Source organism: Edwardsiella hoshinae NBRC 105699 = ATCC 33379 (genome assembly GCF_000474215.1).
GTDB classification, from domain to species: Bacteria; Pseudomonadota; Gammaproteobacteria; order Enterobacterales; family Enterobacteriaceae; genus Edwardsiella; species Edwardsiella hoshinae.
The window spans coordinates 102,222-127,077 of sequence record NZ_BAUC01000017.1 but is presented as its reverse complement, the minus strand read 5'-3'; the positions used below and the strand labels follow the sequence as shown (position 1 = coordinate 127,077).

20 protein-coding genes are annotated in these 24,856 nt (G+C 60.3%); 8 read left to right on the top strand and 12 right to left on the bottom strand.

Annotation, left to right across the window (positions count from 1 at the left end):
* The first annotated feature begins 105 nt into the window (after positions 1-105).
* On the top strand, positions 106-186 hold the full coding sequence (ydgU, locus tag EHO01S_RS19475; RefSeq protein WP_456191817.1) for a small membrane protein YdgU: 81 nt from the start codon (positions 106-108) through the stop codon (positions 184-186).
* 76 nt (positions 187-262) lie between these two features.
* On the top strand, positions 263-1,075 hold the full coding sequence (locus EHO01S_RS07730) for a trypsin-like serine peptidase (RefSeq protein ID WP_024523421.1): 813 nt from the start codon (positions 263-265) through the stop codon (positions 1,073-1,075).
* Positions 1,076-1,113: 38 nt separating this feature from the next.
* On the opposite strand, the gene hrpA is transcribed toward EHO01S_RS07730, so the two are convergent.
* The 4 genes from hrpA to EHO01S_RS07710 all read right to left on the bottom strand — a co-directional run bounded on the left by hrpA (position 1,114) and on the right by EHO01S_RS07710 (position 8,453).
* Positions 1,114-4,998, bottom strand: coding sequence for an ATP-dependent RNA helicase HrpA (hrpA, locus tag EHO01S_RS07725; protein WP_024523420.1), 3,885 nt, complete (start codon positions 4,996-4,998; stop codon positions 1,114-1,116).
* Between the two features lie 319 nt (positions 4,999-5,317).
* Positions 5,318-5,650, bottom strand: coding sequence for a YdbL family probable chaperone protein (locus EHO01S_RS07720; RefSeq protein WP_024523419.1), 333 nt, complete (start codon positions 5,648-5,650; stop codon positions 5,318-5,320).
* A gap of 9 nt (positions 5,651-5,659) precedes the next feature.
* Positions 5,660-5,854, bottom strand: a complete 195-nt coding sequence (locus EHO01S_RS17495; RefSeq protein ID WP_051355207.1) for a YnbE family lipoprotein — start codon at positions 5,852-5,854, stop codon at positions 5,660-5,662.
* Positions 5,847-8,453, bottom strand: a complete 2,607-nt coding sequence (locus EHO01S_RS07710; RefSeq protein ID WP_024523418.1) for a YdbH family protein — start codon at positions 8,451-8,453, stop codon at positions 5,847-5,849. The genes EHO01S_RS17495 and EHO01S_RS07710 overlap by 8 nt, the downstream gene beginning before the upstream one ends.
* A 198-nt stretch (positions 8,454-8,651) precedes the next feature.
* Between EHO01S_RS07710 and EHO01S_RS07705 the strand changes: the two genes are divergently transcribed.
* Positions 8,652-9,644 carry a 2-hydroxyacid dehydrogenase gene (locus EHO01S_RS07705; protein WP_024523417.1) on the top strand — a complete coding sequence of 331 codons (993 nt, stop codon included), beginning with the start codon at positions 8,652-8,654 and terminating at the stop codon, positions 9,642-9,644.
* Positions 9,645-9,718: 74 nt separating this feature from the next.
* Here the strand turns inward: EHO01S_RS07705 and EHO01S_RS07700 are convergent, their stop codons facing one another.
* Together EHO01S_RS07700 and EHO01S_RS19280 are read right to left on the bottom strand one after the other, a co-directional pair.
* Positions 9,719-9,925 carry a glycogen synthase gene (locus EHO01S_RS07700; RefSeq protein WP_024523416.1) on the bottom strand — a complete coding sequence of 69 codons (207 nt, stop codon included), beginning with the start codon at positions 9,923-9,925 and terminating at the stop codon, positions 9,719-9,721.
* 63 nt (positions 9,926-9,988) lie between these two features.
* The gene (locus EHO01S_RS19280; protein ID WP_255209545.1) at positions 9,989-10,123 is read right to left on the bottom strand and encodes a hypothetical protein; all 135 of its coding nucleotides are present in this window, start codon (positions 10,121-10,123) and stop codon (positions 9,989-9,991) included.
* Between the two features lie 168 nt (positions 10,124-10,291).
* Between EHO01S_RS19280 and EHO01S_RS07695 the strand changes: the two genes are divergently transcribed.
* Entirely contained in the window at positions 10,292-10,711 is a 420-nt protein-coding gene (locus EHO01S_RS07695; RefSeq protein ID WP_024523415.1) for an META domain-containing protein, read from the top strand.
* 17 nt (positions 10,712-10,728) lie between these two features.
* Here EHO01S_RS07695 and EHO01S_RS07690 read toward each other — a convergent pair whose 3' ends face one another.
* Entirely contained in the window at positions 10,729-10,983 is a 255-nt protein-coding gene (locus EHO01S_RS07690; protein WP_024523414.1) for a putative hemolysin, read from the bottom strand.
* Positions 10,984-11,156: 173 nt separating this feature from the next.
* Between EHO01S_RS07690 and EHO01S_RS07685 the strand changes: the two genes are divergently transcribed.
* Positions 11,157-11,810: an MgtC/SapB family protein gene (locus EHO01S_RS07685; RefSeq protein ID WP_024523413.1), complete on the top strand. Its 654-nt coding sequence runs from the start codon at positions 11,157-11,159 to the stop codon at positions 11,808-11,810.
* Positions 11,811-11,867: 57 nt separating this feature from the next.
* Here the strand turns inward: EHO01S_RS07685 and EHO01S_RS07680 are convergent, their stop codons facing one another.
* Positions 11,868-12,200, bottom strand: a complete 333-nt coding sequence (locus tag EHO01S_RS07680; protein WP_024523412.1) for a DMT family transporter — start codon at positions 12,198-12,200, stop codon at positions 11,868-11,870.
* A 193-nt stretch (positions 12,201-12,393) separates the two neighbouring features.
* Between EHO01S_RS07680 and nifJ the strand changes: the two genes are divergently transcribed.
* Together nifJ and aegA are read left to right on the top strand one after the other, a co-directional pair.
* Complete coding sequence (nifJ, locus tag EHO01S_RS07675) at positions 12,394-15,927, top strand: pyruvate:ferredoxin (flavodoxin) oxidoreductase (RefSeq protein ID WP_024523411.1); 3,534 nt, start codon at positions 12,394-12,396, stop codon at positions 15,925-15,927.
* Positions 15,928-16,269: 342 nt separating this feature from the next.
* Complete coding sequence (gene aegA, locus EHO01S_RS07670) at positions 16,270-18,309, top strand: formate-dependent uric acid utilization protein AegA (protein WP_024523410.1); 2,040 nt, start codon at positions 16,270-16,272, stop codon at positions 18,307-18,309.
* 61 nt (positions 18,310-18,370) lie between these two features.
* On the opposite strand, the gene EHO01S_RS07665 is transcribed toward aegA, so the two are convergent.
* Positions 18,371-18,730 carry a DoxX family protein gene (locus EHO01S_RS07665; protein ID WP_024523409.1) on the bottom strand — a complete coding sequence of 120 codons (360 nt, stop codon included), beginning with the start codon at positions 18,728-18,730 and terminating at the stop codon, positions 18,371-18,373.
* A gap of 303 nt (positions 18,731-19,033) precedes the next feature.
* Between EHO01S_RS07665 and ttcA the strand changes: the two genes are divergently transcribed.
* Positions 19,034-19,972, top strand: a complete 939-nt coding sequence (gene ttcA / locus EHO01S_RS07660; protein WP_024523408.1) for a tRNA 2-thiocytidine(32) synthetase TtcA — start codon at positions 19,034-19,036, stop codon at positions 19,970-19,972.
* A 294-nt stretch (positions 19,973-20,266) separates the two neighbouring features.
* Here the strand turns inward: ttcA and zntB are convergent, their stop codons facing one another.
* From zntB to ydiJ, 3 genes are read right to left on the bottom strand one after another with little or no spacing between them, the layout of a single operon-like run.
* Positions 20,267-21,259, bottom strand: a complete 993-nt coding sequence (zntB, locus tag EHO01S_RS07655; protein WP_035370336.1) for a zinc transporter ZntB — start codon at positions 21,257-21,259, stop codon at positions 20,267-20,269.
* Entirely contained in the window at positions 21,246-21,698 is a 453-nt protein-coding gene (locus EHO01S_RS07650) for a hotdog fold thioesterase (protein ID WP_024523406.1), read from the bottom strand. The genes zntB and EHO01S_RS07650 overlap by 14 nt, the downstream gene beginning before the upstream one ends.
* Positions 21,661-24,744, bottom strand: a complete 3,084-nt coding sequence (gene ydiJ, locus EHO01S_RS07645) for a D-2-hydroxyglutarate dehydrogenase YdiJ (RefSeq protein WP_024523405.1) — start codon at positions 24,742-24,744, stop codon at positions 21,661-21,663. Before ydiJ ends, EHO01S_RS07650 begins: the two co-directional genes overlap by 38 nt.
* Between the last annotated feature and the right edge of the window lie 112 nt (positions 24,745-24,856).

The window sequence follows — 24,856 nt, the reverse complement described above, 5'->3', positions numbered from 1 at the left end:
CTACACGTACAAAGAGTTACACGCCGAAACCATTCCGCCACAGTCGTCATCCTGGCGATCTTCTACCATAATGTCATCGCCAGCCCGCGCCTTCAGGGTATCGCTATGTTTCGCCACTATCGCTTCGAACTGCTGCTACTGTTGCTGATCCTGTGCGGTATCATTGCAGCCAGTTTTTATCTGTAGCAAGCCCGATGACCGGCACAGCGTGCAACATATTGACTATACTGTTGATTATGATAGACGACTCACGGATTTGATCATGCGCCTCCCCGCTCTATTGCCTCTCATGCTGTTATTGACGCCAGGGCTACTGCCTACCGCCCACGCGGATGACGGCCTCACCGCGGCACAACAACGCCAATTGTTCTTCGGCCATGATGATCGCGACCGAGTCAGCGATGCCAGCGTCTGGCCGTGGAGCGCCATCGGCCAGGTCGAGACGGCCAGCGGTAATCTGTGTACCGCCACGCTGATCGCCCCACGTTGGGCGTTGACGGCCGGCCACTGCCTGCTCGCGCCGCCGGGTAAGACCGATCGCGCCGTCGCGCTACGCTTCATCGCCGAGGGGGGAAAATGGCGCTATCAGACGCAACAACTGCGTACCCGGGTCAACCCGCAACTGAAGAATAAGCTCAAGGTGGATGGTGACGGATGGATCGTCCCGCCGGCGGCGGCGGCACAGGATTATGGTCTGGTCGAGATCAGCGCAGGCCCGCTTCCCAACATTCGCCCTCTGCCGGTATGGCAAGGTACACCGCCCGCATTGAGCGCCGCGCTGAAGGCGCAACATCGTCAGGTGACCCAAGCCGGTTATCCGCAGGATCATCTGGACGGTCTCTACCGCCATCAGGACTGCCTGATCACCGGCTGGGCGCAAAGTGGTGTGTTGAGCCACCGCTGCGATACCTTGCCAGGCGATAGCGGCTCGCCGTTACTGATGCGCGATGATCAGGGCTGGCGCTTGGTCGCGATCCAGAGTTCAGCGCCGGCACCGGAAAACCGGGCTTTAGCCGACAACCACGCGGTGGCGGTCACCGCGCTGCAAGCTGGGCTGTTACGCCTGATGCAATAGCCCGCGACGGGAGCGACACCATGCCGCTCCCGCTGTTGTTAGCCCTGCTCCAATGCAGCCATCGCCTGTTGAATACGCTTATCCGAGACCGGATACGGCGTCCCCAGTTGCTGGGCAAAGTAACTGACGCGCAACTCTTCGATCATCCAGCGGATCGCCTGTACTTCGGGCGCGTGACGCCGCACCGCCGGCAAACGCTGACACCACTGTTGCCATGCCTGCTGTACCTGCTCGACACGCAGCATCTGCGCCCGATCACGATGCGGATCGACGCCCAACTTCTCCAGACGCCGTTCGATGGCATGCAAGTAACGCTCGACATCCGCCAAGCGCTCGGCGCCGGTCGCCGTGACAAAGCCACGGTAGATAAGCCCGCCCATCTGCGCCTTGATATCGGCGAGCGCCAAGGCCATCGTCATGTCGACTCGCCCTTTCAGGCGTTTATTGATGCCATTGGCGCAAGTCAGGATACGCTCCACCTGGGCGGCGATACTAACCACCGTCTCGTTCAGCTCGGCCCGCACCTGCTCATGCAACGCGGCGAAGGCCGCCTCCTGCCAGACCGCCCCGCCGTGGCGGGCAATCAACGCATCTACACCGCAGGCGATACAATCATCGATTAACTCCAGCACCTTGCCATAGGGGTTGAAGTACAAGCCCAGCTTGGCCTTATTCGGCAGTTTTTCGTGCAGGTACTTCACCGGCGAAGGGATGTTTAGCAACAGCAGGCGGCGCAGCCCCGCGCCCATGGCCTGCTGTTGTTCCTGTTCCGTCTCGAACAGTTTGATCGCCACGCTGTCCTTATCGTCCACCAGCGCCGGATAAGCCTTAATGGCGTAATTACCGCGCTTTTGCTCGTAACACTGCGGCAATTCGCCGAAACTCCACAGGTGTAATCCCTGCTGTTCCAAGCCGTCGTCGGCCACGGCGGAGAGCGTCTGTTGCAGCCGATCCTTGAGGCGCAACTTTAGTGCCTCCAGCGACTTGCCCTCGGCCAATGGCCGATTGCGTTCGTCGACCACCCGGAAGGTGACGCTAAGGTGATCCGGCACCTGCGCCAACTGCCAATCATCACGTGACACTGTCACGCCAGTCATGCGACGCAGTTCGTTCTCCAACGACTCCAACAATGGCAGCGCCAACGGCGTAGCACGCGCCAGGAAAGCCTCGGCGTAGTTGGGCGCCGGCACGAAGTTACGCCGCAGCGGTTTGGGCAGCGACTTGATCAGCGCGATCACCCGCTCGCGGCGGATGCCGGGGATTTGCCAATCAAAGCCGTGATCCGAAATCTGATTCAGGATCGCCAGCGGAATATGTACCGTCACCCCGTCGGCGTCGGCACCCGGTTCAAACTGGTAAGAGAGACGCAGACGGAAGTTCCCCTGTTGCCAGACATTAGGGTAGTCCTGCGCGCTGATACGCCCGGCCCCCTCTTTGATCAGCATCGATTTCTCGAAGTTGAGCAACTCCGGTTGCGCGGCGCTCGCCTTCTTCCACCAGCTATCGAAGTGACGTGTCGATACCACCTCTTGACCGATACGTTGATCGTAGAAGGCGAACAACGTTTCGTCATCCACCAAAATATCGCGCCGCCGCGACTTGTGCTCCAACTCCTCGACCTCGCTGCGCAGGCGTTGATTGGCGCGTAGGAAGGCGTATTTGGCTTGCCACTCGCCTTGCACCAAGGCGTGACGAATGAAGAGCTCGCGGCACAATAGCGGATCGATGCGGCTATAATTGACCCGTCGTTCATTGACGATCGGCAGACCGTAGAGAGTGACCTTCTCGCTGGCCATCACCGCGCCCTGCCCCTTTTCCCAATGCGGATCACTGTAGCTGCGCTTAATCAGATGCTGCGCCAGCGGTTCGATCCATTCTGGATCGATTCGTGCCGCCATGCGCCCCCACAGACGTGAGGTCTCCACCAGCTCCGCCACCATGGTCCACTTGGGCGGCTTCTTAAACAAGGCCGAGCCAGGGAAGATGGCGAAACGCGCGTTACGCGCCCCGGTAAACTCCTGCTTCTCGACGTCCTTTTGGCCGATATGGGACAACAGCCCACTCAAGAGCGCACCATGTAGCGCGCGATAATCGGCCGGCGCGCTATTGATATGAAAGCCGAGCGACTTCACCACCTGGCGTAACTGGGTATAAATATCTTGCCATTCGCGCACCCGCAGGTAATTGAGAAACTCGTTCTTACACAGACGCCGCAGCTGATTGCTGGAGAGCGCCTGTTGCTGCGCGCGCAGATAGTCCCACAGATTAACCAACGCCAGGAAATCGCTCTCTTTATCCTGGAAGCGCCGGTGCTTCTCATCCGCCGCCTGGGGACGATCGGCGGGACGCTCCCGCGGATCTTGGATCGACAAACCGGCAGCGATCACCATCACCTCGCGTAAGGCACCGTTACGTTCGCCCTCGATCACCATGCGCGCCAGGCGTGGATCGATCGGCAATTGGGCCAGTTGACGCCCCAAGGCGGTCAGTTGCTGATGCCCTTGCGCATTCACGGTGACTGCGCCCAACTCCTCCAGCAAGCGTACCCCGTCCTGGATATTGCGCTTATCCGGAGCCTCAACGAACGGAAAGGCGGCGATATCGCCCAGCCCCAACGCCGTCATCTGCAAGATCACCGACGCCAGGTTGGTACGCAGGATTTCGGGATCGGTAAAGGCGGGACGCGACAAGAAGTCTTGCTCATCATACAAGCGGATGCAGATACCGTCGGAAACCCGTCCACAACGCCCCTTACGCTGATTGGCGGAGGCCTGCGAGATCGGCTCGATCGGCAGACGTTGTACCTTGGTACGATAGCTATAACGGCTAATGCGCGCGTTACCGGGATCGATGACGTATTTGATCCCCGGCACGGTCAGGGACGTTTCTGCCACGTTGGTGGCCAGCACGATGCGCCGTCCGCTATGGGCGTGAAACACCCGATTCTGCTCGGCGGCAGAGAGACGGGCATATAGCGGTAACACTTCAGTATGCGGCAGCGCCAAACGCGTTAAGGCATCGGCGGTATCACGGATCTCCCGCTCCCCGCTCATAAAAATTAGAATATCGCCCGGCGCCTCGTGACTCAATTCATCCACGGCATCGATGATCGCCTGGGTCTGATCACGTTCAGCGTCGCCATCGGCGATCGGTCGGTAGCGTACCTCAACCGGGTAAGTCCGTCCGGAAACCTCGATGATCGGCGCCTGATTGAAGTGACGCGAAAAACGCTGTGGATCGATGGTCGCCGAAGTAATGATCACCTTCAGATCTGGACGCTTCGGCAACAGCTGGCGCAGATAGCCCAAAATGAAGTCGATATTGAGGCTACGTTCATGGGCCTCGTCGATGATCAGGGTGTCATATTGCATCAACATCCGGTCTTGCTGGATCTCCGCCAGCAAGATCCCGTCGGTCATCAGTTTGACCAAGGTATTCTCACCAACCTGATCGCTAAAGCGTACCTTATAGCCCACACACCCCCCTAAGGGGGTCTCCAGCTCATGGGCGATACGCTCGGCCACCGAGCGAGCGGCCAGACGACGCGGCTGACTGTGGCCGATCATTCCCCGTATGCCACGCCCTAACTCCAGGCACATCTTGGGCAACTGGGTGGTCTTACCCGAACCGGTCTCGCCGGCCACGATCACCACTTGGTGGTCACGGATCGCCGCCAATAACGCCTCCCGCTTCTGACTGACCGGTAGCCCCGGCGGGTAATTTATCGTGGGACAGGCGGCGCGCCGATTGGCGGTCTGCTGGCGCGCCTGGGCAATATCGCTGGCTAACGTTGCGGCGATCTCCTGCAACGCGGCAGGCTGAGTTATCTTCTTGGCGCCCTGAATACGGCGCAATAAACGCTGACGATCGCGCAACATGACATCATCAAGCTGGTTGACCAGCGCAGCAAGCGGGGATTTCACGATCAGAATTCCTTGGAACGGTACCCGCGTGGCGAGTCAACGCCGACGCGGCAGTTAATATCCTGGCATAAGCTTATCTTACCACAGCCCACCGCCGCATCGGAGTGTGACGCCACGCGCAATTTACTGCGACGCTACGCCGCATTCTTCCAACAGAATAGTCGTGTTCGCCGCTCACTCGCCGCCTAGCGCACAAACGCCCAAGTAATACGGTGACGGCTGCCTGCGGACATACGCCCTCGTCATCCGCGCCGGCCCTACGCAGATCGGCGGGCTCAAGCCAGGCGGCAACGGCGTGTCGCACCGGTAACGCGCGCCCTTACGGCTTGCGCAGCCACAAGCCATTCATGCCCTGGACATACTCCCCTCGGCGGGCGCGCGCCACCAGCTTCTCACCGGCCAAACGCGCCACGCTCGCGCGACTCACGCCATTGCGCTGTGCCAGTGCCTGGTAGCGCTGCGCCCGCCCCTGGTTGACCCGCGCCACCAGCGCCAACGTCGCACTGTCCTGGCTCCGTGCCGCCAGATACCCCGCCAAGGTTTCCCCCACGCGCCCACTGGCACGCGCCTCATCCAACGTCAGGGCCCAGGCCGGTGATGCCAGACTCAGCGCCAACAGTATGCCCAGCAATCCTGCAAGATAACGGTTCATGCGTCCCCCTTAGAATAGGCCGGGTTGAGACTTCAACAGGGCTTCCACTTCTTTATCCAAGGTGATGTGAATATCATGTTCAATCTTCACATTCATATTGATGGTGATCGGCTGGGTCGGCGCCGCCACCTCAATGCGCGGCGTACACCCCATCACCAGCAGCGCCAGCATTAACGCTGGCCCCATCCTCATCGCGTTACTCATGCTGATTCCTCGTCATCCGGGCCAGGCGGGACGCCAGCCAGGCCTGTAAGTTATCGCCAAAGCGCAGACTGCGCCACAGCTGGAAGACATTCTCCCGTTGGCGGTAATTGAGCGCGATGACCCGGCGCCGATCCTTGACGCGGTTGACGCCATACAAGGTGGCATTCAACGTCAGTTCGCCCAGATTACTCAAATCGAGACGGGCATGGGAACGGCCCACCTCCATATAGCGCAGCCAATCCAACGCCGCACCTCCGGCCAGGTTATTGCTCGCCACCGCATCCACCGTATCTTTATCCAGACGCAGAGTGATTGGTTGGGTGTTGGCGAACCATCCCTGGTGGATGATCCACTGCGGGTTGTGCAGATAGAGTGGCAACGCGCCCTCCACCCGTCCCGACAGAGCAAACTGCTTCACCTTGAGTGCAGTGATCAGTTCGCTCAATTCGATATCATGCAGACGCAATACCGTCGCCTGGTGTTGCGGCAGACGCAACTGGGAAAAGGCCAGCTCACCGCCAAACAGCCTGGCGCTTACCTCTCGCACGGTCAACGGATAGGCCTCACTGTAGGGATAATAGCCCTGGAAATCCGCGCGGATCTGTTGCAGATCGAATTGATTGACCAGACGATCGATACGCAAGGTCGCCGGCCCATGCGGCCCGAGTTGCCAACGCTTGTCGTGCAGACGATAAGGCAGCGTCAGATCCAACCCATCAACCCGTCCCTCTTTCAGCCAGAGCGCAACCCGCTGGGCCTGAAGATGGCCCCCGGCGATAAATCCCTGTCCCCGCGCCGCAGAAAAGGCCGCTTGGGCATGAAAACGCCCGGCATACAGTTGCATGCCTAGCGAGGGCGCCAGTAACGGTTGAAAGACCTGCATCGGCTGGCTTCGCCACCAGGCTTGCCCGCGCAGACGACGACCGTCCCAGCGTCCCGTCAGCCGGATCGGCCCGATGGCACCCGCATGCAGCGCCCCTTGTAACTGCATCGCCTGGGGGGATGCGCCGACGGCGACAACACGCAACTGAGGGGTTGGCAGGTAGCCACCGTGGTTGAAATCAACGCGCCGCGCCACCAGCGCAAAACCGGCGCTGAAGGCGGCATGTTGAGCCGAGCGACGCCAGATCAAGGGCTGACTCAACGTCAGGCGTGGCTGTGTCACCCGGGCTAAGCCATAGGCCAGGTGATCGAAGCCGGCGGAAAGCTGATCCAGGCGTAATTCATCATCGTGCCAACGTCCCTGGCCGCTCACCGTCCAACGGGCGCGCAGCGGCGGCATACGCCCCTGGCCCCAATAACGCCAACGCCAGCTGCCGTGGTCGGGGCGGAAGGCGCTGGCTTGACCGTCAAGATGCAGTTGTCCCCGCCCCCAGTAACGATGGCTGACACGGAGGATCGCCTGTAGACGACCGCTGATCCCGGCGGCACTAAGCTGAACGCCAGCTAGGGGCCAACGTACCTCCTCGATCGTCGTCTGGGCATCCGGTCGCCCCCAGACACGTAACAAGGCACCGGGCAAAAATCGCAGTCGGGGGGCGCGCGGCGTCCCGCTCACCTCGGCCGAGAGCGCGCTGGCGAACGACAACGCCCGATGATTGACCCGCCCATCAAGGCGCAAGGGGAAAGCGCCCGGTTGCAAGTCCAGTCGCCCCGGCCCGAGCTGCATCACCAGATTTGCCTTACCTTGGGCTCCTTGACTCAGCATATTCAGGCGGGCCTGCAACATGGCGTGGCGCCATCCCTGTGTCGGGTCGCGCTGTAGCGTCAGGTTAACGCCGCCATGAAGCGCTTGCGGCGCATCAGGCCAAAACCAGCGGCCGTCGCGGACGATCAGCTTCTCCGCTCGTTGCTGCCAGGGCAGGTCGAGCAACGGACGACGAGTACCGGCGCGGGTCAGCCACGCCCGTCCCTCTTGCGCCTGCCAATCAAGGCGCAGATGCAACGGTTCGGGCGTGGCGGCTAAGCGAAATTGCGCCTGTAACACTCCGCCCGTCGGAGGGCTGACCAGATCCCGCCCCAACGTCACCTGCCCCTGGAGTTGCAGCGCGTGAGCCAACGCTAGCTGTTTCACCCACAGTTGGTGTATGTGCAATGTCTGGCGCACCAGCGCCAGCTCCAGTTGCAGCTGCTCACCCTGCAAGCTCAGGCGCTGACGGCCGTTCTGGTTATATAGTCGTAGCGTACCGCCATAATGCGGCCAGGGGCGCAGAGTCAGGCGATCGATAGTCAAACTCAGCGGCGGCAGCGCCTGTTGCAACGCGCTCAGCGTAAGCTGGGTGGCGTCACCCTTGCTGGCGCCGAAACAACGGCTTTCCACCTCCAGTGTGACCACCTGGAGCTGCCAATGCGCCTGGTGATAACCTAACGCCGCCTGTCGCAATGTAAGCAACGGACACCCGGCCTGGCGATAATCGAGCCGCGGCAACCGCAACGCGCCCTGCGACCAGTAAGGACGCACGGGCAAACGCAACTCTGCACCGGCAGGCAACCACGGTTGCAATAATCGAGGCAACCAATGGGGCATCGCCCACCATGCCGCACCGCCGCTCAATACCAGCGCGAGCGTCAACGCGCCGATGCACCACGCTCTTCGCATACTCCTTCCGTCCCGTTTCACACAAGCGCCTCGTCATAATGATCAGTTTAGCGAAATGGCGCCGGGACAATAGCGGATTAATCTATTGCCATTCAATGCCCTGAGAGGAAAAAATGATTTACATCACACCTAAGTGTCGCTTTTGTCGATCAGGGCGATTTTTGCTATGATGATCACAATTTAAGTTGGAGACATCGTATGAAACTCGCTATCTACAGCACTAAACAATACGACCGAAAATACATTGAGTTGGTGAATAAACAGTTTGGCTTCGAGCTAGAGTTTTTTGATTTTTTACTGCGTCCCCAGACGGTCAAAACGGCCCAAGGGTTCGATGCGGTGTGCATCTTTGTCAACGATGATGCCGGGCGTGAAGTGCTGGAACAATTAGCGGCTATGGGCATCCGTATCGTCGCACTGCGCTGCGCCGGATTTAACAACGTCGACCTGGCCGCCGCCAAGGCGTTGGGGATCGAGGTCGTCCGCGTCCCGGCCTATTCGCCCGAAGCCGTCGCCGAACATACCGTCGGCATGATGTTGGCCCTCAATCGCCGCATCCACCGCGCCTATCAACGAACTCGCGACGCCAACTTCTCGCTCGAGGGGCTGATCGGTTTTAACATGCATAACCGCACCGCCGGGGTGATCGGAACCGGTAAGATCGGTATCGCCACCATGCGCATCCTTAAGGGATTCGGTATGCACCTCCTCGCCTTCGACCCCTATCCCAACCCGCAGGCGCTGGAGCTCGGCGCGGAGTATGTCGATCTGAAGACGCTGTATGCCCAGTCTGACGTCATCACCCTGCACTGCCCGCTGACACCGGAAAACCATCATCTGCTCAACCAAGCGGCCTTCGCTCAAATGAAGGATGGAGTGATGATCATTAACACCAGCCGTGGGGCCTTGATCGACTCTTGCGCCGCTATCGACGCACTGAAACAGCAAAAGATCGGGGCGTTGGGGATGGATGTGTATGAGAATGAGCGCGACCTGTTCTTCGAAGACAAATCCAACGACGTGATCCAAGACGATGTGTTCCGCCGCCTGTCGGCCTGCCATAACGTACTATTCACCGGCCATCAGGCCTTCCTCACCGAGGAGGCGCTAACCAGCATCTCGTTGACCACACTGCAAAATATTGACGATCTTCTCCAGCATCGTCACTGTCCGAACCTGCTTACTGCCTGATGGCGCGATGACGCATGGCCACAAAAAAACCCGCCGCGGCGGGTTTTTTTCATCCTCATCGACAGCGCGACCGTTTACGCCAACGCCTCCTCCGTATATTGCCGGCGATAGTAGGCTAGACGCTCATTGAACAGCGCGCGTTGCTGCGCCGTCATGTTACCCTGTACATCACGGGCGCTGATGTTGCGCCCTTGAGACTCCATCATTGCAATACTGCTGGCCAGAAAGTCCATGGTATTTGTGCTAAACGCCGCGTTAGGTGGCTCGGATACCATCACCATTTCGCACACTCCTTTTTCTGTATTGATACACATGCCAATTGCCTAACTCCCCCGCCGCCCACGCTACCTGGACGCTTGACGGTAGAGATTGCACGCAGCAGCCTGAAGCGCGGCACACGGCAGGTCGATCAACGACGCCCGCACGCCACAGCCCGACGTCAATGCCGCCGACACCAGAATGGCAACACACTGTGGCATACTGGATCTCCCCCGGCCACGGCTCATTTTGGCGCGTGGCGACGCGCCCGCGCGTTAGCGGGGACGCATCCTACCTTTAAGTGTAGCGTTAAATAGAAAATGTGACGGGAAAAGCTTAAAGAACAGCGCACGATGTCAGACTATCGCAAAGAAAGGAATAAAAACCGTATGCGCATCCTATTACTACTGGGCGTGTGTGCCTTACTCGGCGGCTGTCGCCTTGCGCCGACGGCGGCACAGCTCCAGCATCATCACTACGTATTACAGGCCATCGATGGACGACCTATCGCTGGCAGCGCACAGCGCATGACGCCCGACCTGGAGTTTGGTCAAGACCTGTGGCTCAGCGCTACCCTCTGCGGCCAACTGAGCGGCCAAGCGACACTGCACGCTGGACACCTGCGCGTTGCCAACCTACACGAGCGCCCCGCGCCCTGCGCCGATCCCGCCTGGCAGGCGGCACAGCATCGCCTGGCGGCCCTGCTGCGCCAAGGCGGTACACTGCGCTGGCGCCAGGCTCCCGATCATTTGGAGTTACGCGATCGTCACGGCCAGCGCTTCAGCTATCGCCTACGCGATTGGCTCTAGTGGTGGGGTGAGGCCGCTCAGTTGGGACAATTGCCGCTGAGCACCCCACGCTCCGTACAGCGTTTGCCGTCCGGTAACTGGCACTGTACCAGCGCGCTGCCATCGAGTTGATGTGCCAACGCGATCTCCCCGCCCACCAGCGCGCAGCCTTCGCTCAACGCCGCGCTGGCGGCGATATGCGGCGACGCCTTGGCCGTCTGCTGCGCCGCCTCATCGGCACACCCCGTCAACGCCAGCGCCAGCCATGCCACTGCGCATACCCCAACTCGCATCGATCATCTCCTCCTATTCTGTCTGAGCGCGCGTTATCGCCCCGCCACGGCACCCTGTGCGAGGCGGCAAAACGCCTAAGATTTGTTAACATAGACAACTAACCGAACCATGCTCGGGGTTGTACGCTGAATGGTGCCGGAAAACAAGCGGGTTACAAACAACTGAGGTAGGTATGGTCAGCGACTTATTGCTGCGCGTCGCCCTTGCAGGGCTCTTAGGTGGACTAATCGGAATCGAGCGCCAATGGCGTGCCAAGGAAGCGGGTCTGCGGACCCACATTCTGGTCGGCATTGGCAGTGCGCTGTTTATGATCGTCTCAAAGTATGGCTTCGCCGACATTCTCGCCCTGAGTCACGTCGGACTTGACCCTAGCCGTATCGCCGCGCAGGTGGTCTCCGGCATGGGGTTCCTCGGTGCCGGCACCATCATTATTCAAAAGCAAGCGGTAAAGGGGCTGACGACCGCAGCCGGAATGTGGGTCACCGCCGCCATCGGTCTGGTCATCGGTAGCGGGCTGTATGAGATCGGGATCTATGGCACCCTGATGACGCTGATTGTCTTGGAACTCTTCCGCCAACTGAGCAACCGCCTGATGGGGCAACACCATCGTCTCAGTGTGCAGTTACCTCCCGAAAATGTCTCGTCGTTGCTGTTGGCCCTCCAGCAACGCCAGCTCACGCCAGAGCGTCTCTCACTGCGTCAAACGGCGGATTCGGCGCTGTGCGAGGTGCGTCTTGAGCTCACGCTGCGCCCGAAGCAGCCGATCAGCGAACTGTATCAACAGCTTCAGGCGCTACCGGGCGTACAGATCATCGAGATCCGTTAGCCGCGCGGCGCCCTGGGCGGTGTCCCCCACGCCGCCCAGGTGATGACAGAATGTAATTTAATGTGCCGAAGTGTGGGAAAAGAGATTGATCACCGCGACGCCGGCAATGATCAGCGCCATCCCTAATAACGCAGCCCAATCGAGCCGCTGTTGATACAGCCAGTAGGCAGCCAACGAGACCAACACGATGCCCATACCGGACCAGATGGCATAGGCCACCCCGAGGGGAATGGTCTTGACCACTTGAGAAAGTCCCCAAAAAGCAATGCCATAGCCGGCGACGACTAATAGGCTCGGCCCCAATTTGGTGAATCCCTGGGTCGCCTTGAGGGCCGTGGTGGCGATCACCTCGGCGCCAATCGCCATCGCCAGATAGACATATCCGTTCATTTATTCATCCTTTTAATAAACATAGCCGGCGCAATTCTAGCCGCCTCGCCTCGCGGCGACAATCCGCGCGCCGACACATTCATTCATCCCCGCCAACGACAACCATTTGCCATAAAACTGATAAGACGCTGAAATCGCGTTTGCTAGAATTTCGTTAATAACAACATCACACTGTGAGCCAAAGGTAACCTTAATGATCACCATTGATGGTAACAGCGCAGTGGCATCCGTGGCCTACCGGCTGAGCGAAGTCATTGCTATCTATCCGATTACCCCCAGTTCGGGCATGGCCGAGCAAGCCTCCGCTTGGTCGGCGGACGGCCGCCATAACCTGTGGGGGGATACGCCGCGCGTGGTAGAGATGCAGTCGGAGGGCGGCGCCATCGCCGCCGTACACGGCGCGCTACAGAGTGGCGCATTGGCCACCAGCTTCACCTCCTCGCAGGGGTTGCTGTTGATGATCCCCACCCTGTATAAACTGGCTGGCGAGCTGACGCCTTTCGTCCTGCATGTCGCCGCCCGCACCGTCGCCAGCCATGCACTGTCGATCTTTGGCGATCATTCCGATGTGATGGCAGTGCGCCAGACCGGCTGCGCCATGCTGTGCGCCGCCAGTGTGCAAGAGGCGCAAGACTTCGCCCTGATCGCCCACATTGCTGCACTGAAAAGTCGGTTGCCGTTTATCCACTTCTTCGACGGTTTCCGTACCTCGCATGAGATCAACAAGATCGTGCCGCTGGCAGACGACACTCTACGCGATCTGCTGCCACAGGCGGCCATTGATGCCCATCGTGCCCGCGCCCTCACCCCCGACCATCCCGTGATCCGCGGCACCTCGGCCAACCCCGACACCTACTTCCAGGCGCGCGAGGCGGCTAATCCCTGGTATGACGCCGCCTATGACCATGTCGCCGCGGCGATGGAGGACTTCGCCGCACACAGCGGACGACGCTATCAGCCCTTCGAATACTCGGGGCATCCCCAGGCGACCCGAGTGATCGTCGTCATGGGTTCGGCCTGTGGTACCTGCGGCGAGCTGTGTGACATGCTGCTGGCGCGCGGTGAACGGGTCGGCGTGCTCAAGGTGCGACTCTATCGCCCCTTCTCCGCGCGCCATCTGCTCGCCGCGCTGCCCAACAGCGTCGAACGCATCGCCGTCCTCGACCGTACCAAGGAGCCGGGGGCGCTCGGCGAGCCGCTCTATCTGGATGTGATCGCCGCGCTGGCGCAAGCCGTCAGCCAAGGAGAACGCCCCTCGCTACCGCTGGTGATCGGCGGGCGCTACGGCCTCTCTTCCAAGGAATTTGGCCCCGACTGCGCCTTGGCGGTCTTCGACGAATTGGCCGTCGCCCAACCGAAGCCCCGCTTCACCGTCGGCATCAACGACGATATCAGTCACCTCTCCCTGGCGCGCCAGGCGGATGTGCACCCGGTCAGTAATCGCCTAGAGGCCCTGTTTTATGGCCTGGGCAGCGACGGCACCGTCTCGGCGGCCAAGAACAACATCAAGATTATCGGCAACAGCACGCCACTCTACGCCCAAGGCTATTTCGTTTATGACTCCAAGAAAGCCGGCGGCCTAACCGTCTCTCACCTGCGAGTACGGGAAAGCCCGATCCACTCCGCCTACCTCGTGGAGCAGGCTGACTTTATCGCCTGTCATCAGTGGCAGTTTATCGAACGCTATCAAATGGTCGAACGGTTACGGCCCGGCGGGATCTTCTTGCTCAATACCCCCTATTCCGCCAGCGAGGTTTGGGCGCAACTGCCGCAGGAGGTTCAGGCGCTGCTGAATGCACGCCAAGCGCGTTTCTATGTCATTAATGCCGCGCGCATCGCGCGCGAGTGCCAACTCGGCGCCCGCATCAATACCGTGATGCAGATGGCTTTCCTTCATCTCAGCGCGCTAATCCCCGCGGGGGGAGCCCTGCCGTTGCTGCAAGACGCCATCGCCCGTAGCTACGCCAGCAAGGGGCAAGAGATCGTCGAACGCAACTGGCAATCGCTGGCCATGACGCTGGATGCCCTGCATGCCGTGCCATTACGCCCGGTCGATCCCAGCAGTCCGCGGCGACCCCCGATCGTCGCCGACCAGGCACCGGACTTCGTCAAGACGGTGACCGCCACCATGATGGCAGGCCTCGGCGACACCCTGCCTGTCTCGGCCTTCCCGCCGGACGGCACCTGGCCCGTTGGTACCACTCGCTGGGAGAAACGCAATATCGCCGACGCCATCCCCATTTGGCAGCCCGCGCTCTGCACTCAGTGCAACCATTGCGTCGCCGCCTGTCCCCACGCGGCGATCCGCGCCAAGGTGGTCGATCCGGCCGCGTTAACCAACGCCCCCGACACCCTCGCCAGCCTGGAAGTCAGATCGCGTGATATGCGCGGCCAACGCTATGTATTACAAGTCGCTCCAGAAGATTGTACCGGCTGTAACTTGTGCGTCACGGTGTGTCCGGCCGCCGACCGCCAGGATCCCAGCGTCAAGGCGATCAACATGCGACCCCGCCTGGCTCATCTGGCGAGCGAACGGGCCAACTATGACGCCTTCCTCGCCCTACCGGAGACCGATCGCCGCCGTCTGGAGCGCATCGATATCCGCACCTCGCAGCTGATCTCGCCGCTGTTCGAGTACTCCGGTGCCTGTTCCGGCTGCGGCGAGACACCGTACATCAAGCTGCTAACCCAATTGTTCGGCGACCGTATGCTGATCGCTAACGCCACCGGCTGCTCCTCCATCTATGGCGGCAACCTGCCAACCACCCCCTACACCACTAATGCCGATGGGCGTGGACCGGCCTGGGCCAACTCGCTATTCGAGGATAACGCCGAGTTTGGCCTCGGCTTCCGCTTGAGCAACAACCACCATCGTCAACGAGTCTTACGTCTGCTCAGCGCGTTGCGCGATCGTCTGCCGGCAACCTTAACCCAGGCGCTGACACAGCCGGAGACCGACGTCGAGACCCGGCGTCAACAGGTAGCGGCGCTGCGCGCTGCCCTCGCCGGGATCGCGGGCGAGCAGGCGCGTGAACTGGCCCGCGACGCCGATGCGTTGGTCGAGAAGTCCATTTGGTTGATCGGCGGCGATGGCTGGGCATATGACATCGGTTTTGGCGGGCTAGATCATGTGCTCAGTCTGACGGAGAACGTCAACGTGTTGGTATTGGATACCCAGTGTTATTCCAATACTGGAGGGCAGCAATCCAAGGCGACGCCACTGGCGGCGGTCACCAAGTTTGGTGAGCACGGCAAGCGTAAGGCGCGCAAGGATCTCGGTATCAGCATGATGATGTACGGCCATGTCTATGTGGCACAAATCTCACTGGGTGCCCAACTCAACCAAACCGTCAAGGCGTTGCAGGAGGCGGAGGCCTACCCTGGCCCCGCCCTGATCATCGCCTACAGCCCTTGCGAGGAGCATGGCTACGATCTGGCCGACAGCCACGAACAGATGAAACGCCTGACCGCCAGCGGCTTTTGGCCCTTATACCGCTTCGATCCGCGCCGCCCCGCCAACGGCAAGGCGGCATTGGTGCTCGACTCGCGGCCGCCTAGCGGCGATCTGGCGCAGACGCTATTGGCCGAACAACGTTTCCGCCGCTTGAACAGCCAAGATCCTCAGGCGGCACAGGCGTTATACCAGGAAGCGGCCGAGAACTTACGTCAGCGTTTCGCCTTCCTCAGCCGTCTAGCCGGTCAAAACGACGATAACTCCGTTGCATGAACCCTGGCGCTATCCTTCGGGGTAGCGCCAGTTTACCTCTCAGTTACATTTCTCGCGGCGATTATCACTTTGTACACGATGAAAACTCATTCTGTGTCACTGTGATAATCCTGATACGCTCAAAAAAAGCTGATGGAAGAATTAATTTGCCTGCTTCTCTTGATGCAACGCATCATTTCCCCATTTTTAGCGATTTTTTAATCAGTTCATAACAAAAACTGTGATACATTGCGCAGCCGTCAGGTTTCCTTACCTTTAATAAGGATTATCCCAACATTTGTGCACGCGATGTGCATATATCCCAAACATGTTTTCTCCTTTTCGTCTTTGGGTGAGGTCGTTATGAATCGTTTTGTCATCGCCGATGCTAACAACTGCATCGGTTGTCGTAGCTGTGAGATCGCCTGCGTAATGGCCCACAATCACGGCGAGCATGTTCTCACTGCGGCGCAGTTTCAGCCGCGCATTCACGTCATCAAACGCGAAAACCGCAGCACGGCGCTGCTCTGCCGCCACTGTGAAGATGCGCCCTGCGCCAGTGTGTGCCCCAATGGAGCCATCGAGAAACGTAACGACAGCATTCAGGTCAGGCAGGAGAAATGCATCGGCTGCAAAACCTGCGTCGTGGCTTGCCCATTCGGCGCCATCGAGGTGATCACCCAGGCCGATCCACGTAGTAACCATCCCGACAGCGTGCGGGCCAATGCCCATAAATGCGATCTGTGCGACGAGGTGGCCGAGTCGCCATCCTGCGTCGCCGCCTGCCCGAGCAACGCCTTGCAACTGATTGATGAGGCCCTACTGAGCCAACTGCGCCAACAGCGGCAGCTGCGCGCCGTGTTTAACGAACAGGCCGGACGTCTGTTCAACGGCAGCGCCAACGCCGATGCCCAAGCCATCCGCCTTGCCGCTCCCGGCGCCGGCAGTAAAGTTGGGCAACTGCGCCAGACGCCGCCTCGCCAGGATCCGGTAAAGATCGCGCTGGCGATCCGCAAGACCCAATTCGATGAGATCTACCCCACCTTTAGCCGCGAACAGGCGCAGAGCCAAAGCGAACGCTGCTTGGCCTGCGGCACCCACAGCGTATGCGAATGGACCTGCCCGCTACACAACCATATTCCGCACTGGATCCGTCTGGTCAAAGAGGGACGTATCCTGGAGGCGGTGGAGCTGTCCCACCAGACTAACTGTCTGCCGGAAGTCACCGGACGCGTATGTCCGCAGGATCGCCTGTGTGAAGGCGCCTGCACCCTGGGCAAAGAGTATGGTGCCATGACCATCGGTAACATCGAGCGTTACATCAGCGATACCGCGTTCGCCCTCGGCTGGCGTCCCGATCTCTCCTATGTCAAACCGGTCGATCGCCGCGTGGCTATCGTCGGCGCCGGACCGGCCGGCCTAGCCTGTGCCGATGTGCTGGCGCGCAACGGTATCCAGGCGGTGGTCTTCGACCGCCATCCGGAGATCGGTGGCTTACTGACTTTCGGCATTCCGGCCTTCAAGCTAGATAAGCGCATCCTGGCACGTCGGCGCGAGATCTTCAGCGCCATGGGCATCGAGTTCCGCCTGAATACCGAGGTGGGACGCGACGTCACTCTAGAGCAATTGCTGGCCGACTTCGACGCCGTGTTTATCGGGGCCGGCACCTATACCTCGATGCAGGCTGGCATCGAAAACGAACAGGCGCCGGGAGTCTATGATGCCCTGCCGTTCCTGATCGCCAACACCAAGCAGGTGATGGGGCTGGCGCACAGCGCCGACTATCCTTACATCAGCATGGCAGGCAAGCAGGTGGTGGTGTTGGGCGGTGGCGATACCGCGATGGATTGTGTACGCACCTCGATTCGCCAAGGGGCTACCCGCGTGACCTGCGCCTATCGCCGCGACGAGGCCAACATGCCGGGATCGAAGAAAGAGGTCAAAAACGCGCGTGAGGAGGGTGTCGAGTTTGAGTTTAACGTCCAGCCACTCTCTATCGCCGTCGACGATCAGGGTAAGGTGTGTGGCATTCATATGTTACGCACCGCGTTGGGTGAGCCGGATGCCGCCGGACGCCGCCGTCCCAAGCCGATCCCGGGATCTGAATTCCTGATGCCAGCGGATGCCGTCGTCATCGCCTTCGGCTTTACCCCGCATCCGATGCCGTGGCTGGAGGCGCAAGGCGTCAAGCTCGATCGCGCCGGGCGCATCATTGCCCGCGTGGATAGCGCCATCCCCTACCAGACCACGAACCCGCGCATCTTCGCCGGCGGTGACGCCGTCCGTGGAGCCGATCTGGTGGTCACCGCCATCGCCGAAGGGCGCCATGCCGCCGACGGCATGATGCGTTACTTCGGCGTCGAGCCACAACGCCCGCGCATCCGTCTGGAAGAGATCGCCTAACCGTGTCTCGTCCCTGCCCGCCGCTCGGCGGGCAGACTCAGCACCCTGCCGCACTACGCGGTTATCTCGGCCGGCGGCCGTCAACGCTCCCGTACGCCTTGCCTGCCGGCTGCCACGCCGTCAGCAATAATGCCAGCAGCAATAGCACCGCCAGCAACGCCATGTCCCCCTCGCCATGCCGCAGCTGCGTCTGCAACGCGCCCAGCATCAGTAATGCCAAGCCCATAGCGGCGACGCGGCGTAGACGGGGCAACAACAGTCCTACGGCAGCACACCACTCCGCCACGCCGACCAAATACATCCCCTTTACGCCATAACCCCAGCGCTCGAATGCCACCATCTCAAACGGCAACGCCGCCAGCTTAGCCAACCCGGAGAAGAAGAAAATCACCAGCAAGATCGCGCGCAGCCTGGACTCCATCTTATTTCCCTTTGTTTTGTACCAATTAATACAAAATAAGATATGGGCCACCCAAAAGCAAGCTAGCGTCCGCGACGGCAAACGGGGTTGATGACCGACTCACGGAGATGACGGCATGTGGCGGTACGAGCGGCCTCGCCGCAACATGGGATGAACGGCGTACAGGACGTATAATTCTTGCTGGCATTCGGCGCCGTAATCCGTACCATACACGCCACGCCGTCCCCGATGACTGCCCTTTATTCATGCGACCGCGCCCGCCGCGCCGTCGCCACCCCTTTTTTATGCCGGGTAACAGAAACGATGTCAGAGATGCAAGAGATCAGTAAAAAAGAGCAATACAACCTGAACAAGTTGCAGAAGCGCCTGCGCCGCTGTGTCGGCGAGGCGATCGCCGACTTCAATATGATCGAGGAAGGCGATCGCGTCATGGTTTGCCTGTCCGGCGGGAAAGACAGCTACACCATGCTGGAAATCCTGCGTAACCTACAACAGAGCGCCCCGGTCAACTTTACCCTGGTCGCGGTCAACCTCGACCAGAAACAACCCGGTTTCCCCGCGACGGTACTGCCGGCCTATCTTGACGCGCAAGGCATCGAGTACCGCATCGTCGAAGAGGACACCTATGGCATCGTCAAAGAGAAGATCCCCGAGGGCAAAACCACCTGTTCTCTCTGCTCTCGTCTGCGCCGCGGCATCCTCTATCGCACCGCCACTGAGTTGCGCTGCAATAAGATCGCCCTCGGCCATCATCGCGACGATATGCTGGAAACCCTGTTTCTCAACATGTTCTATGGCGGTAAGCTGAAAGGCATGCCGCCCAAACTGATGAGTGACGATGGCCAGCACATCGTCATCCGTCCGCTGGCCTACTGCCGTGAGAAAGACATCGAACGCTTCGCCAGCGCCAAGGCTTTCCCGATCATCCCCTGTAACCTGTGTGGCTCGCAGCCTAACTTGCAACGCCAAGTGATCAAGGAGATGTTGCGAGAGTGGGACAAACGCTATCCGGGACGCATCGAAACCATGTTCCGCGCGATGCAGAACGTGGTACCGTCACACCTGGCCGACGGCGCACTATTTGACTTCAAAGGGCTGCAACAGGGTGGCGAGGTGATCGATGGTGGCGATCTGGCGTTCGACCGGCAAACCATCCCGCTGCAACCCATCGGCCTGAATGACGACGACGAGTCTCAGTCGCTGGACGCCGCGCTGCGTCTGGATGTGCTAGAAGTAAAGTAATCCGTCCGCGGCGGCGCGTGGTGCGCTGCCCGCCCGCGCGCCACGCGGCAAAGATAAAAAAAATGCCGGTAATCACCGGCATATGACGAATTAAATTGTGCTATGCAATAATTCAAAATTAGGAAGTAAGACAATATGGAGCGCAACGCCCATCGCTTGACGTTGCATTCACCTGCGAAATGAAGTCTGCCCTACCCATTATGAGTAAAGCTTGATATTGCTCAATTTCCTTTGCGCTTTTATTCAGCGACCCCGTGAAGTTTGACGCGTCACAAAGATTACCCGCCGAAGCCATTACAACCATTTACTGCGTTTTAACCATAAGGCAACGCAGGTCGCCAAAATCAGTAGCAATAGACAGAACAGCAAAAAGGCTAGCGGCGACTCGCTACCCGGGATACCTCCCAGATTAACGCCGAACAATCCGGTCAAAAAGGTCGCCGGCAGGAATAGCATCGCCAGCAACGACATGGTGTAGGTGCGGCGGTTCAACGCCTCCGCCACCAGCGAGGCGATCTCATCCGCCAGCAGCGCGGTACGCGCGATACCACTGTCCAGATCGTCCAAACCACGCCCCAGACGATCGGCAATATCCTGTAACCGACGCCGATCATCCGCCTTCAGCCAGGCGAGACGCTCGATCGCCAGACGCGCCAGGACATCGCGCTGCGGCGCCAAGTAGCGGCGCATTACGATCAACTGTTTACGCAGTTGAGCCAACGCGCCGCGCGCTGGCCGTTGCTGATCCAGCAGGCTATCCTCCATGTCGATGATACGATCGTGCAGGGCGTCGATGGCCTCGCTAACCTGATCCACCAGCGCGTCGGCGATCGCCACCAGCAAGCCACTGCTATCATCTGCCCCTAGGCCATGCTGAAGATCGCCGTGCACCGTCTCCAATACCGCGCTATGACGTTGTCCCGAGGTCAACAGCAGTTGGCCGGTAGCGTAGAGGCGGATCACCACCCAGTGCGACAACGCCGCACTGCCCGTCAACTCGATACTGCGCAGGGTAAGCAGAACCCCCTCGCCCTGGCGCGTCATGCGAGGCCGCAGACTCTCACCCGACAAACTCTGGCGCAGCGTTTCCGGCACCAACGGTGTCGCCGCCAGCCAGTGACGACTCTCGGCATCGTTGGCATCGAGGTGTAACCAGGCGCCATGCGGCGCGGCGCTTGCCGCCGTCGCTGCTAGCGGCTGGCATCCTCCCGAGCCATTCAGTTGCAGAGCATACACCGCCCGCGTCACCGGCAGGGTCGTATCGTCAATGAGCTCAGTCACACCCATCTCGTCGCCCCGAGGCGCGGTGCCGCCCGTCCAATAGCGCCGTGGTCAACCGTGAAGTGCAACACAACCGTCCTCGCTCATCATGGATCTCGATTTGCCATACCTGATGGCTACGCCCCAGGTGCAGGGCGCGGCAGACCCCATGAACGACGCCGCTGCGCACGGCGCGCAGGTGATTGGCGTTGATCTCCAGCCCCACCACCTGCTGCTCCCCCTCGCTGCACAGGTAACCGGCCAGCGATCCCAGCGTCTCGGCCAACACCACCGAGGCGCCGCCGTGCAATAGCCCAAAGGGTTGGCGGGTGCGCTCATCCACCGGCATGCTGCCCTCTAAGCTATCCTCCCCCATCCGCGTGATCGTGATCCCCAGATGGCCGACCATACAGCCCGCTCCCGCCTGATTAAGCTGCGCCAAGGTCAGCGTGCGTTTCCAAATCATGACTTATCTCCAGTAAGGCTTGAACCGGATGGCGTAATGCCACCCCTTGCTGGCGCCGCGCCTGCCCGCGGCAAGAGTAGCCGGTCGCCAGGCAACGCGCCACCGGCCGCGCCGCCAGTGCCGGTTGCCACGACAGCGCATAGATGCCGCGCGACGCCGCCTGATTGGGCATCTCATGGCCATAGGTGCCCGCCATGCCGCAACACCCCACCCGTACCGACTCCAACCGCGCACCTAGGCGAGCGAACACCTGCTGCCACTGGCCGACACTGGCCGGTTCGGCGCAGCTTTCGGTGCAGTGGGCGAACAGATACCAGGGTTGCCCCGCCGGCGCGGCGTCCCGTTCGGGCAGCACCTGCGCCAACCATTCTTGGATCAGTTGCACATGAAAATCACCACGTTGCTCGCCAAGAATGGTTTTATATTCATCGCGATAGCATAACACCATCGCCGGATCGACGCCTACTAACGCTATCCCCAAGCGCGCGACTCGATTAAGAAACTCGGCGCCATGACGCGCCGTGTGAGCGAAGCGATGCAGGAATCCCTTGATATGTTGAGCCTTGCCATTCGGGACGAAGGGCAACAGTTGGGCGTGAAAACCCAGGCGGTCGCACAGACGGATCACGGCCTCGACCACCCGCGCATCGTAATAGCTGGTGAACGGGTCTTGCACGATCAAGACTCGTCGCGCCCGAGCTGCCGCATCCAGCCCCTCCAGTGCCTCCAAGGAGTCCATCAGCGCCGGGTGACCGGCCAACGACTGGCGTAAGGTCGGCGCCGAGAGCAGCGGCAGATCCGTCATACCGATGGCGCGCTCGCTAAGACGCGCCATCAACGGCTGGCGGAGAAAGAAGTTAAACAGACGCGGCGCACGCGCCAGCCAGGGCGTATAGCGCTCCACCTCCGCTACCAGATGGTCGCGCAGCGGACGCAAATAACGGCTATGGTACAGTTGCAAGAAACGGGCGCGAAAGTCGGGAACATCGATCTTGATTGGACACTGGCTGGAGCACGCCTTACAGGCCAAGCAGCCGGCCATCGCCGTCTTCACCTCATGCGAAAAGTCATACTCGCCGTGGCGCGCACGCCAACTGTGGCGCGTCCGGGCGATCAATCCGCGCAACGAGACTCGTCCCCCTAATGCCGCCTCCAGAGCTAAGGGATCGACGCCCTGCTCCGCTAAGAGGCGCAGCCATTCGCGCACCAAGGCGGCACGTCCCTTGGGCGAGTGGATACGGTCGCCGCTGATCTTCATCGACGGACACATCGGACTGTCGCGATCGAAGTTAAAACACAGGCCGTTACCATTGCACGCCACTGCGCCACGGTACGCCGTCCGTACCGCCAGCGGGATCTGGCGATCGAAGGTACCCCGCTTTATTGCATCCACCTGCTTCATCGGTGCATCGCAGCCGAGAGGCGGGCAGATCTTCCCGGGATTGAGACGATTGTCGGCATCGAACAACGTCTTGATCTGGCGCAATTGGTGATACAGCGCCTCACCGAAGAACGCCGGGCTATATTGGGCGCGAAATCCCTTGCCATGCTCTCCCCACAGCAGACCGCCATACTTCGCCGTCAACGCCACGACCGCGTCGGAGATCTCGCCGACCAGCGCCTCGTGTTGCGGATTACACATGTCTAACGCCGGACGAACATGCAACACGCCAGCGTCAACATGACCGAACATGCCATAGCTGAGCTGATGCGCGTCGAGCAGCGCGCGAAACTCGGCGATATAGTCCGCCAAGTGCTGCGGCGGTACACAAGTATCTTCGACGAAGGGGATCGGCTTGGCCGCGCCTGCGGCGTTGCCCAATAGACCGACCGCTTTCTTCCGCATGGCGTAGATGCGCTCGATGCTCGCCTCATCGCGACAGATCTGGTAGCCGATGACCCCGGCCTCGCCGGCGGCGGCCAACGCGGCAAGACGTTGACACAAGCGCGTGACCCCGGCATCGATCTGCGTCTCGTCGTCACCGGCAAACTCGACGATGTTCAATCCTTGCAGCGGCCGCGCCGGGAGGTCGGCGATCAGCTCACGCACCGCGTGCCAAATGATATCCTGACGCGCCAGATCCAATACCCGCGCGTCGACCGTCTCCACCGACAGGGCGTTGGCCTCCAGCATCAACGGCGCATTGCGCAGCGCCGCATCGAAGCTGTCATATGTCACATTGACCAGCCGGCGGACACGCGGCAATGGCGTGATGTGTAGACGCGCCTCGGTGACAAAGGCCAGCGTCCCCTCAGAGCCGGCCAACAGACGCGACAGGTCGAAAGTTTGTAGATCATCACTCAGCACATGACGCAGATCATAACCCGTCAAGAATCGATTAAGCGGCGGAAACTTTTCGACAATCGCCTCGCGCTGACCGAGGCAGGTTTCCAGTACGCCGCGGTAGAGAGCGCCAATGCGTCCCCCTTGCTGCGCCAGAGTCTGCGCCAAGCGAGTCGGTATCGGGGCGCTGTCGAGGATCTCGCCACCCAACAGCACACTGCGCAGCCCTTGAATGTGGTCAGAGGTTTTGCCATACACCCGAGAGCCCTGTCCGCTGGCGTCAGTATTAATCATCCCCCCCAGGGTCGCGCGATTGCTGGTGGAGAGTTCGGGGGCAAAGAAGTAGCCGTGCGGTTTAAGACAGGCGTTTAACTGATCCTTGATCACTCCCGCCTCAACCCGTACCCAGCCCTCCTGTAGATTGATCTCCAGAATGCGCTGCATATGACGCGACATGTCCACCACCAGGCCGCCGTTCAATGCCTGCCCGTTGGTACCGGTACCGCCGCCGCGCGGCGTAAAACTGAGCGAGCGAAACGGGGCTTCCACCGCCAGGCGAGCGATGAGCACCACATCGGCTGTCGAGCGAGGAAACAGGATCGCGTCCGGTAATTGCTGGTAAATGCTGTTGTCCGTCGCCATGCTCAGGCGCGCCGCATAGCGCGTATCACATTCGCCGGTAAACCCCTGTTCTGTCAGCTGTTGAATGAATGCCATTACCGCCGGGTCGAGCACCGGCGGCTGAGAAAGCTGTGGAATCATGCGCATCAATCCTGTCCATAGAGTAATACTGCGCAGGCCTCGGCCCACGCCCTGGGGCACACCTTATCGTCTGATTATCCGTGCGCTGTCTAATCCATCCCTCGTCTCCGAC